At 36.3% G+C, this 11,073-nt stretch carries 14 protein-coding genes; 12 read left to right on the top strand and 2 right to left on the bottom strand.

Going from position 1 to position 11,073, the window contains the following annotated elements; translation table 11 throughout:
- The 12 genes from RT405_RS09620 to recN form a co-directional block, all read left to right on the top strand.
- On the top strand, nt 1-216 hold a 216-nt coding region (locus RT405_RS09620), incomplete at its 5' end, for a hypothetical protein (RefSeq protein WP_313469337.1).
- A 117-nt stretch (nt 217-333) separates the two neighbouring features.
- Nucleotides 334-1,395: a Xaa-Pro peptidase family protein gene (locus RT405_RS09615; protein ID WP_313469336.1), complete on the top strand. Its 1,062-nt coding sequence runs from the start codon at nt 334-336 to the stop codon at nt 1,393-1,395.
- A gap of 95 nt (nt 1,396-1,490) precedes the next feature.
- Nucleotides 1,491-2,048 carry an elongation factor P gene (gene efp, locus RT405_RS09610; protein WP_313469335.1) on the top strand — a complete coding sequence of 186 codons (558 nt, stop codon included), beginning with the start codon at nt 1,491-1,493 and terminating at the stop codon, nt 2,046-2,048.
- Between the two features lie 40 nt (nt 2,049-2,088).
- Nucleotides 2,089-2,514 (top strand): Asp23/Gls24 family envelope stress response protein, encoded by a 426-nt coding sequence (locus RT405_RS09605; RefSeq protein WP_035029243.1) that lies wholly within the window; start codon nt 2,089-2,091, stop codon nt 2,512-2,514.
- Nucleotides 2,511-2,954: a transcription antitermination factor NusB gene (nusB, locus tag RT405_RS09600; protein WP_313469334.1), complete on the top strand. Its 444-nt coding sequence runs from the start codon at nt 2,511-2,513 to the stop codon at nt 2,952-2,954. Before RT405_RS09605 ends, nusB begins: the two co-directional genes overlap by 4 nt.
- 120 nt (nt 2,955-3,074) lie before the next feature.
- On the top strand, nt 3,075-3,923 hold the full coding sequence (folD, locus tag RT405_RS09595; RefSeq protein ID WP_313469333.1) for a bifunctional methylenetetrahydrofolate dehydrogenase/methenyltetrahydrofolate cyclohydrolase FolD: 849 nt from the start codon (nt 3,075-3,077) through the stop codon (nt 3,921-3,923).
- A gap of 28 nt (nt 3,924-3,951) precedes the next feature.
- Nucleotides 3,952-5,286, top strand: a complete 1,335-nt coding sequence (xseA, locus tag RT405_RS09590; RefSeq protein ID WP_313469331.1) for an exodeoxyribonuclease VII large subunit — start codon at nt 3,952-3,954, stop codon at nt 5,284-5,286.
- The gene (locus RT405_RS09585) at nt 5,283-5,525 is read left to right on the top strand and encodes an exodeoxyribonuclease VII small subunit (protein WP_396163652.1); all 243 of its coding nucleotides are present in this window, start codon (nt 5,283-5,285) and stop codon (nt 5,523-5,525) included. The genes xseA and RT405_RS09585 overlap by 4 nt, the downstream gene beginning before the upstream one ends.
- A gap of 17 nt (nt 5,526-5,542) precedes the next feature.
- Nucleotides 5,543-6,442 carry a farnesyl diphosphate synthase gene (locus tag RT405_RS09580; RefSeq protein WP_313469328.1) on the top strand — a complete coding sequence of 300 codons (900 nt, stop codon included), beginning with the start codon at nt 5,543-5,545 and terminating at the stop codon, nt 6,440-6,442.
- Between the two features lie 15 nt (nt 6,443-6,457).
- Nucleotides 6,458-7,285 (top strand): TlyA family RNA methyltransferase, encoded by an 828-nt coding sequence (locus tag RT405_RS09575; RefSeq protein ID WP_313469326.1) that lies wholly within the window; start codon nt 6,458-6,460, stop codon nt 7,283-7,285.
- A 160-nt stretch (nt 7,286-7,445) separates the two neighbouring features.
- On the top strand, nt 7,446-7,895 hold the full coding sequence (gene argR, locus RT405_RS09570; protein ID WP_313469324.1) for an arginine repressor: 450 nt from the start codon (nt 7,446-7,448) through the stop codon (nt 7,893-7,895).
- A gap of 40 nt (nt 7,896-7,935) precedes the next feature.
- Entirely contained in the window at nt 7,936-9,648 is a 1,713-nt protein-coding gene (gene recN, locus RT405_RS09565) for a DNA repair protein RecN (RefSeq protein WP_313469323.1), read from the top strand.
- Nucleotides 9,649-9,694: 46 nt separating this feature from the next.
- On the opposite strand, the gene RT405_RS09560 is transcribed toward recN, so the two are convergent.
- Together RT405_RS09560 and RT405_RS09555 are read right to left on the bottom strand one after the other, a co-directional pair.
- Nucleotides 9,695-9,826 carry a DUF4044 domain-containing protein gene (locus RT405_RS09560; RefSeq protein ID WP_192988075.1) on the bottom strand — a complete coding sequence of 44 codons (132 nt, stop codon included), beginning with the start codon at nt 9,824-9,826 and terminating at the stop codon, nt 9,695-9,697.
- A 75-nt stretch (nt 9,827-9,901) separates the two neighbouring features.
- A complete protein-coding gene (locus tag RT405_RS09555; RefSeq protein WP_313469318.1) occupies nt 9,902-10,858 on the bottom strand; it encodes a magnesium transporter CorA family protein in 957 nt (318 codons plus the stop codon).
- Between the last annotated feature and the right edge of the window lie 215 nt (nt 10,859-11,073).

Raw genomic sequence — 11,073 nt, 5'->3', positions numbered from 1 at the left:
TTCAAAACTGGAACAGTACGCGTGCAAAAGATTAGTGGAATCTCTTATTTATTGACTGGTACAGCAGATAAATCATTTTTAAAGCAACTGTCTATTACGGTTGATATGCCTGCTGATTCAACAGCAACAGGTAAGGCAGAACAAGACACAAGCGAATACAAAACTGCAGAATACACTGAACATGAGCAGGTCTCTCAAAAAAGAAGTAGCCCTTAGGAAAATCTGAGGGTTATTTCTTTTTAATTCATAATTTGGTATAATGGATTGAATTATGCTGAGTTATGCACGACAATTAATTTTAACAAGAAACTAAAAGATGAGGAGTGAGGATGAATGTCTCGATTGAAAAAAGTAAGAGAAGGCATGAAACAAAGAGGCTTAGATGCATTATTAATCACCAGCCCTTATAATTTACGTTACGTATCCAATTTTACCGGCACTACAGGATTAAGTGTGGTCACTCATCATACTGCTTACTTTATAACTGATTTTCGTTATACAGAGCAAGCTGCTGCTCAAGCCGTCGGATTTGAAATTGTACAAAATAGTGGACCTATTTACGATGAAGTAGCACGGATAGCAGAAGCAGATAGAATTGAAACGCTTGGTTTTGAACAGGACTTTGTCACTTTTAGTACATTTGAATTATTAGAACAAGTTATCTCAAGCGAATTAATACCTGTTTCAAACTTAATAGAAGAATTACGAGAAGTCAAAGAAGATGTTGAAATTGAAACGATCAAAAAAGCTTGTTCGATTTCTGATGCAGCTTTCCATTATATTTTAGGCGAGATTAAACCAGGAATGTCTGAAATAGAAGTGGCAAATTTACTAGATTTCCATATGCGTGGATTAGGAGCAACAGGAGTTTCATTTGATACAATCGTAGCCAGCGGTATTCGTTCAGCTATGCCTCACGGTGTAGCAAGTCAGAAACTGATTGAAACAGGCGACTTCGTTACCATTGATTTTGGTTGTTACTACGAAGGATACGTTTCAGATATGACACGTACTTTTGCTGTGGGAGAACCGGATGAAAAGCTAAAAGAAATTTATGCCATTACATTGGAAGCTCAATTAAAAGTAATTGATGCTGCTAAACCAGGAATGTCAGGAGTGGAATTAGACGCTGTAGCACGTGATCATATCGCAAGCTACGGTTATGGCGAAGCTTTTGGTCATTCAACAGGACACGGTATTGGATTAGAAATCCATGAAGGACCGAATGTTTCAAAATCAGCCACTAAATTATTTGTTCCAGGAAATGTGATCACAGACGAACCGGGTATTTATTTGCCGGGGATCGGAGGCGTACGGATAGAAGACGATTTAGTCATCACAGAATTTGGAAATGAAGTAATCGTTCATTCGCCTAAAGAACTGATTATTCTGTAGAAATTAGTGATAGCAGAACAATTTTTATTAGGAAGTTGTTTGAAAAAATGATACACTGAAACAGAAAATAGGAACGATTCTAGGAGGAAAATTAAATGATTTCTGTAAATGATTTTAAAACAGGATTAACGATTGAATTTGATGGAGGAATTTGGCGTGTTATCGATTTCCAACATGTTAAACCAGGTAAAGGTGCTGCTTTTGTCCGTTCTAAATTAAGAAACTTAAGAAATGGCGCGGTTCAAGAAAAAACTTTCCGGGCTGGTGAAAAAGTTGGGAAAGCTCAAATTGATAATCGTAAAATGCAATATTTGTATGAAAGCGGAGATTCTCATGTTTTCATGGATTCAGAAAACTACGAACAAATTGAATTGCCCGCAGAGTCTATCACAGAAGAGCTGAAATATTTAAAAGAAAATATGGAAGTTCATATCATGATGTATAACTCAGAAATATTAGGGGTTGAATTGCCAAATACGGTTACTTTGAGAATTGCAGAAACTGAACCTGGCATCCGAGGCGATACTTCTTCAGGCGGAACTAAAACGGCTAAGTTAGAGACAGGGACAAATGTCAACGTTCCATTTTTTGTAAATGTGGATGATATGATCGTGGTCAATACCCAAGATGGTTCATACGTTTCGCGTGCATAAGAATACTTTTTTGAGAAAAACCAATTAGGAGGTCTGCCTTATGGCTGAAGAATTAAATTTTGCAGTAAACGAGACAAAAGGAACTCTTGGCGAAATCGAAGTGGCACCAGAAGTCATTGAAATTATTTCGGGGATTGCTGCGAATAAAGTAGCCGGTGTTTATGCAATGCAAGGTAAGTTAACTTCAGGTGTTTCCGAATTATTTGGTCGTGTAGATCATAAAAAAGGAGTGCACTTAACTTCTGATGAAGAGGGCTTAAAGGTCGATATTTATTGTTATTTGAACTATGGGGTTTCAGTACCGAAAGTAGCGTTAGAACTGCAAGAAAAAGTTCGCGAACAATTAGTTCAAATGACTGATATCGAGTTAAAAGAAGTAAACGTCCATATTGTAGGAATCGTACCAGAAAAAACAGAATTAAAAGATTTGTTTAGTTTGGATGATGAAGACGGTGAAGAAGAGTGAGTTTAACTAGACGTGAAATTAGAGAAAAAGCTTTACAGTCTCTATTTCAACTATCGGCTAATAAAGATCTTACGATTGAAGAAGCTATGCAACAGGCTTTAACAAGTGCAGAAGATTTATCAGATGAAGTAGAAATAGTTTCAGTGCCAAGTTACTTGGATTTATTGGTAACCGGTGTGGTGGAGTACCAAACAGAAATTGATGAGAAGATTCAAAGTCATCTTGAAAATTGGTCAATGGATCGATTAGCAAAAACGGATAGAGTCATTATGCGCATTGCTATTTTTGAAATGCTGTATGTGCCAGATGTACCAGCAAAAGTGGCTTTGAATGAAGCACTTGAAATTACCAAACTATACAGTGACGAAAAATCGAGAAAATTTGTTAATGGAGTATTAGCAAATATTGTCAATGAGTTAGAGGAAAAAGAGGCTGAATAGGCCTCTTTTTCTTTTAGATTAAAAAGGTATAAAAGCCATACTACATTAAGAATCTGTATGGTAAAATGAGCATAATGAAATTAAAGAGCGTCAATTAGACGGAAAAAGGCGGGATTTTCTATGAGTGCAATTATGATGAGCGGAAAAGAACTAGCAGCTGAAATGAACGAAGAAATGCAAGCTATGGTTGAAGAGCTGAAAATGAAAGGTGTCATTCCCGGACTAGTGGTACTGTTAGTTGGAGAAGACCCGGCTAGCCAAACCTATGTACGCAATAAAGAAAAGCGTGCACAAGCTTTAGGTTTTCATTCAGTAATAGAACGCTACCCAGATACGATCAGTGAGGAACAACTCTTAAATGAACTTGACCGTTTCAATCAAGATCCGACGATTCATGGTATTCTTGTTCAATTGCCGTTGCCTAAACAAATCAATTCTGAGAAAGTATTAAATGCGATTGATTCAAAAAAAGATGTCGATGGCTTTCACCCTATCAATATGGGGAAGCTGTTGATCGGCAAACCTGATAAAATTGCGTGTACACCCTATGGGATCATGAAATTATTGGAACGCCATCAAATTGAAATAGCAGGAAAAACAGCTGTTGTTATCGGACGCAGTAATATTGTGGGAAAACCAATGGCGCAATTATTGTTAATGAACGACGCGACAGTGACAATGGCTCATTCAAAAACAAAAAACTTAGCTGCTATCGCACGAACAGCGGATATCTTGGTTGTGGCGATTGGACGCGGTCACTTTGTCACTAAAGATTTTATTAAGCCAGGCGCTACGGTAATCGATGTTGGCATGAATCGTGATCAAAACGGAAAACTGATAGGTGATGTTAAAGCTGATGAAGTCTCAGAAGTAGCGGGTTATTTGACACCTGTACCAGGCGGAGTCGGACCTATGACGATTACGATGCTGTTGTACCAAACAATTAAAAGTGCTCAAAAAACAATCTAAATCAGCATAAAAAGTCAGGAGGGGTTATTTGTCAGAACAATATTTAACTGTCACGGCCTTGACAAAATATATTAAAAGAAAGTTTGAACAAGATCCTTATTTAGAACGCGTTTATTTAACTGGCGAGATCTCTAACTTTAGAAATAGACCTAATGCACACCAATATTTCAGTATAAAAGACGATCGCGCAAAAATTTCAGCGATGATGTTCAAGGGAGCTTATCAAAAGTTGAAATTTACACCAGAAGAAGGAATGAAAGTTTTAGTTATCGGACGTATTTCTTTGTATGAAGCAAGCGGGAATTACCAAATGTATATTGAACATATGGAACCCGATGGAATAGGGGCTTTGTACCAAGCGTTAGAAGAAATGAAACAAAAGTTGAAAAAAGAAGGGCTTTTTGATGCACCTAAACAACTGATTTCTACATTCCCTAAAAAAATAGCGGTTGTTACAAGTCCTTCAGGTGCTGTAGTGCGGGATATCATGACAACGATCAAACGTCGCTATCCTATCGTCCAATTGGTTGTATTTCCTACTTTAGTACAAGGAACTAAAGCTGCTGACGATATTGTTAAAAGCATTGAGTTGGTAGAAACTAAAGGAGATTTTGATACAATGATAATAGCGCGAGGCGGAGGGTCGATTGAAGATTTATGGCCGTTTAATGAAGAAAAAGTAGCCCGTGCTATTTTTGAAGCGAAGACGCCGATCATTTCATCAGTCGGACATGAAACAGATACAACGATAGCTGATTTAGTGGCAGATGTTCGTGCAGCTACACCTACTGCTGCAGCAGAACTATCGGTACCGTTATTATCGGATGAAATTTTAAAAATAGAACAAATGCGGTTACGTTTAATTCAAAGTTATATAAGAAAATTAGAAGTTCTGAGTCAGCGATTGAATCGAAGTTTAGAATCTTATATTTTTAAACAGCCTCAGAGACTTTATGAAGGATACGCTCAAAATTTAGATTTTCTTTCAGAACGTTTGACACGTTCATTGTCAGAAAGAGTAAAAAACGAAAAGCAAAATTATCGTTTATTGACTTACAAACTGATGTTAAGTGATCCAAGTCACCTTGTAAAGCAAAAGCAAGACGACTTACAAACGCTGAACCAACAGTTGCAAACTGAAATGAATCGTTTTATGGAGAATCAAATAAAGCGATTTGATTACGCGGTACAGTCGTTGGATTATCTAAGCCCGTTAAAAATCATGAATCGCGGGTACAGCTACATTACAAAAGACGATAAAGTCATTAAAAATGCAGAACAAGTTCAAGTTGAAGATTTAGTGCATATTCATTTACATGAAGGCAGTATTGAAGCAAAAGTAGTGAACAAAATGGAGGAATAAAAGTGAGTACAAAAGAAACTGTAAAATTTGAAGAGGCTATGCAGCAATTAGAAGAAATTGTGACTAAACTGGAAAGAGGAGATGTTCCTTTAGAAGAAGCACTAGACCAATTCCAAAAAGGTGTAGCGTTGAGTAAAGTTTGTAAAGAGACTTTGCAAAATGCAGAAAAGACACTCACAAAAATTGTCGATGAAAACGGAGAAGAAACCATTTTTGAAAACGCAGAGGGTACAGAGTAAAAGGGGGAAAGCAACGAATGGAATTTAATCTGTTTCAGCAAAAAGAAAAACCTCAAATTGAGAAAGTTCTCATCGCTTATTTAGAAGAACAATCAAATTCAAATGGCACACTTCATCAAGCGATGCATTATTCGCTGACCGCTGGCGGCAAACGAATCCGGCCACTGTTATTGCTGGCTACTATTCAAGCTCTCGGTGGAGAAGTAAGCCAAGGCTACGAAGCTGCAGCAGCATTGGAATTTATTCATACGTATTCCTTGATTCATGATGACCTCCCTGCAATGGACGACGATGATTTAAGGCGTGGGAAACCCACTAACCATAAAGTTTATGGCGAAGATATAGCGATTTTAGCCGGAGATGGCTTACTGACACAAGCGTTTGAAATTTTAGCTGGCAGTTTATTATCGGCTTCAAAAAAAGTAGCCTTGATTCTAGCTTTGGCTCAAGCTGCAGGACCAAATGGGATGGTAGCTGGACAAGTAGAAGATATGGAAGGGGAAAATCAGGCCTTATCGTTGGCAGCTTTAAAGGCTGTTCATGAGAAAAAAACAGGTGAACTATTGAAATTCGCTGTTTATGCAGGCGGGCTCATCGCTGAAGTTTCAACAGATGTTGAACGGTTGTTGCTTGATTTTGCGGCTCATTTTGGATTAGCTTTTCAAATTTTAGATGATATTCTTGATGTGGTCGGCGATACAAAGACATTAGGCAAACAGACTGGTAAGGATGCAGTCTTAAGTAAAAGTACTTATCCGGCTTTGTTAACTTTAGAAGGAGCAAAAGAAGCCTTAAGAAACGAAATTGCAAAAGCTAAAGAAAGCTTGAGACAAATTGAAATGGCGTATAAACAAGCGGACAAAGAATTAGATAGTCAGTTATTGATTGATCTGCTTGATTTACTATCCGTTCAGTAAAGAGGGGAAGAAGTTATGAAAAAAGAACGTGCGGATGTCCTTCTCGTAGAACAAGGTTTATTTAGTTCTATTGATAAAGCTAAACGAGCAATTATGGCAGGGATTGTATTAACCGATAACAACGAACGAATTGATACAGCTGGAGAAAAAATACCTATGACTACTCAATTAAAGTGTAAAGGGGAACAGCTACGGTATGTCAGCCGTGGAGGCTTAAAGTTAGAAAAAGCGATAAAAGTTTTTAATGTAGGGGTTCGAGATAAGATTCTATTAGATATAGGGTCTTCAACTGGCGGTTTCACAGATGCTGCTTTACAGCATGGAGCGAAAATGAGCTATGCCTTAGACGTAGGGACAAATCAACTGGCTTGGAAATTAAGACAAGATCCGCGGGTTGTGGTCATGGAGCAAACGAATTTTAGAAATAGTACATTAAAGGACTTTACAAAAGGTCAACCTAATCTGGCTTCGGTTGATGTTTCATTTATTTCTTTACGCATAATTTTGCCTGTGTTAAAAGATATTATAGCCATAAATGGAGATGTGTTAGCTTTAATCAAACCTCAATTTGAAGCCAATCGAGAAGATGTGGGAGAAAAAGGAATTATCCGAGATCCTGAGATTCACCAACAAATAGTACAAGAATTCCTTCATTTTTCTCTTACATTGGGTTATGATGTTCAAGCGCTAGATTTTTCACCAATTACTGGCGGAGAAGGCAACATTGAATTCTTAGCACACTTAAAATGGTCTGGAAAATCTACTGGAACTAAAGCTGCTGATGTAAAAGTTAAAGAAACAGTAGCAGCTGCTCATGAAATGTTTGCAAACAAACACAACTAGAAAACAAGTTTTGTATATTCGTATACAAAGTTTGTTTTTTTGTTTTCACTGATATCCAACCGAAAATCCTTATAATAATTTACTTTTCTATCTGTGCCAAGTAGGGTATGATAAAGAAAATAATGTATATTTATACTGAATATTAAATTGAGGTGGAAATATGAAGAAGAAGGATCGGCATCAATTATTACAAAATCTCATTCAAGATCATGTAATTGAAAAGCAAGAGGACTTCGTGCGTATTTTAGAGGAAAAGGGTATTGAAGTAACACAAGCTACTATTTCAAGAGATATTAAAGAACTCCAATTAGTAAAAGTTCCTGCTTTATCTGGAGGATACCGCTATAGTTTGCCGCCTGATGTTCAGTATGATACATCCAAAAAATTAGAACGCTTAATGAGAGATGCATTCGTATCTATCGATCTACAAGACTATTTTCTGCTGCTGCATACGATTCCCGGGAATGCTTTTGCTATGGGATCTTTAATTGATTTATCAAATTTTGAAGAAATTTTTGGAACGATTTCTGGCGACGATAGTGTTTTGATCATTTGTCGCTCTGCGGAGTCAGCAAAAAAATTAAAAAATCATTTTATCAGTTTAATTTAACTAAGTTTAATCATAGGAAAGCTGACAGGAGTGAAATATAATGTTACAGGAATTGACGATTAAAAATTTTGCCATCATTCATGATTTGAACTTAAGTTTTGAATCTGGAATGACTGTCTTGACAGGAGAAACAGGAGCGGGAAAATCAATTATTATTGACGCAGTCGGCTTATTGGCTGGCGGACGCGGATCAAATGAATTTATTCGACATGGCGAAAACAAATGTGTGCTGGAAGGCCTTTTTACAATGGAAAGTAATCCACTCACTTATGAATTATTGAAAACATATGATATCGAAACAGAAGATGATACATTAATTATTCAACGAGATATTCACCGCAACGGAAAAAATGTTTGCCGTATTAATGGCCGTTTAGTTAATATTGCTACACTGCGATTGATTGGTGAAACATTGATCGATATCCATGGACAAAATGAACACCAAGAATTGATGAATCCAGAACGTCATTTAGAAATGTTGGATCAATTTGGAGACAAAGAATTGTTAAAGATGAAAGAAGCTTATACTATAACTTTTGCGGCATATAAAGAGGCTAAAACAGCTTATAATAAGTGGCAAAATAGCGAACAAGAATTAGCTCAGAGGTTGGACATGCTCCAATTCCAAGTGAATGATATCGAAATGGCCGAATTACGTGACCAAGAAGAAGAGGAGTTACTAGAAGAAAAAAATCTGTTAACTAATTTTCAAAAGATCACATCTGTTTTAGCGGAAAGTTACGATGCTTTACAAGGAGAAGAAACCAACGGAATCGATTTGATTGGACGTGCCATGACAGAAATAAGTACAATTGAAGATATTGATGCTACTTATAAACAATTTTCTGAAAATATTGCGAATAGTTACTTTCAGCTACAAGAACTCGCTAGTGATATGTTAAGAGAATTGGATCAACTAGCTTACGATGAAGATCGATTGAATGAGATTGAAAAAAGATTAGAATTAATTCATCAGATGAAACGAAAATATGGAGATTCTTTTGAAGAAATCAAAACCTATTATGAAAAAATCGTAGTTGAACTAGATCAATTGCAAAACCGAGAAGATCACGTTAACCAGTTAGTCAACAAATTAAGTAGCCTTTCTGAACAATTGATTCAACAAGGAAAAGAGTTAACTAAAAAAAGACAAGCCGTGGCGAAAGAATTAGAAACAGCCATCCATGACCAATTAAAAGAATTGTTTATGGAAAAAGTAATCTTTGAAGTACGCTTCTTTAATCAAGAAAAAGAAAACGATGCAGCCCATGCACACGAAACTGGTTTTGACCAAGTTGAATTTTATATTGCTGCTAATTTAGGAGAACCACTTAAAGCACTTGTGAAAGTAGCATCTGGGGGTGAATTATCTAGAATGATGCTGGCTATGAAAACCATATTTTCAAAAACACAAGGGTTGACTAGTATTATTTTTGACGAAGTAGATACCGGAGTGAGTGGTCGCGTGGCTCAGGCTATTGCGAATAAAATTTATATGGTGGCCATGCATTCACAAGTTTTATGTATCACTCATTTACCACAAGTTGCCGCTATGGCCGATCATCACCTATTTATTTCTAAAACAGAAGTAGCTGAACGAACAGAAACTCATGTCGAACCTTTGGAAGAAGGAGAGAAAGTAGAAGAAGTTGCCCGTATGTTAGCCGGTACAGAAATTACAAAGCTGACATTAGAACATGCAAAAGAGCTGCGAGAACTAGCTAAAACACAAAAGAGTAAACAACTGATATAATTAAAAAACTTCATTGCTCACTTAGTGAGCAATGAAGTTTGTTTTTTTAAGAAGCTAATAATGTATAAATCACAGAAATAAATCCGGAACCTAGCATAGAAACTAGCATGACCCAAACAAAAACTTTGGTCCATTTTTTAGTTGCCGAAACTTGTTTAGTATCTTTTTTATTCGCCATGAGGTGATTCGCCTACTTTCATTGCGTATATTTCCTCTATTTTACCCTGAATAAGGACCGAATATCAAGTGGTTTTTAAAAATAATTGTGTTTTTTCAAAACCCAAGTAGTAAAGATACTGACTACGACAATCAAGAACATCATAATCCAAAAAGCTCCAGGTGTATCGTCAATAGGTAAATTCACATTCATTCCCCAAAGCCCCCCAATAATGGTAGGAATAGTTAAAACGATGGTAATAGAAGTTAAAAATTTCATGATATTATTTAAATTATTAGAAATAACGGAAGAAAAAACAGCACTGATTTGCGTCAATAGTTGGTTGGTTTCTTTGATCATTACTTCAGCTTGCCGGTTTTCGACAATAACATCATGCAGCAAACTACGATTTTCAGGATGCTGTGTAAAAACTTCAATTTCTTTTAATTCGTTAAAAATAGGATGACTTGCCTCAATAGAAGAATTAAAGTAAACCAGACTCTTTTGGAGCGACATCAAAGCAAAAAGCTGTTCATTTTCGGTTGATCGTGTCAGTTGTTGTTCCATTGCTTCTGTTTTTTTGACAATTTCTTTTAAATAAAAGACATAAAGAGAAGAGATTTGCCAAGCTACTTCTAAGACAAATTGTTCCGGATTTTTTGTGTCTATTTGATAATCTGTTTGATTGCGAATAATCTTATCTATGAAAAAAGGTGTTTTTTCAGCAGTCGTAATGATAGTATGCTCAGTTAGAATAATCGCAAAAGGTATGGTTATGTATTCATCGTACCCTAGCTCATTTGTTTCTTTACAAGGGTAATTAAATACAATCAAGTTAGGTTCTTTTACCGGATCCATCCCCAACTTTTCTTGTCGTGCCACCTCATCAGGATCTTTTACGCTTGTAAGGAAATCTTTTGGAAAATGAAATTTTTTTGACAATTGCTCTATTTCTTCATCGGTCGACTTTGCTACATGCAGCCAATCGGTTATTTGGTCTTTTTTATCCACTACTATTTTTCCGTCAGAATCAGTATGATAAGATTGATACATGATAATCCCCCTTAAGATAGAATAAAAATCTAAGAGAAATGTACTTTATTTACTTAGATAAACTTATCATACACTATTTTAAATAAAAGCAGGTAATAAAAGGCAGCTAAACAAAAAAAGTTTGGTTTAGTTAATATTAAATGGAACGGTTCTTCAAAGAGTTGTCTATAAAGCTTGAATGCACTTAAAGAAGAAGTTAAGAGCCTAAACGCGAC

The organism is Carnobacterium sp. (assembly GCF_032094055.1).
GTDB lineage: Bacteria > Bacillota > Bacilli > Lactobacillales > Carnobacteriaceae > Carnobacterium_A.
This window is presented reverse-complemented; position numbering and strand designations above follow the sequence as displayed.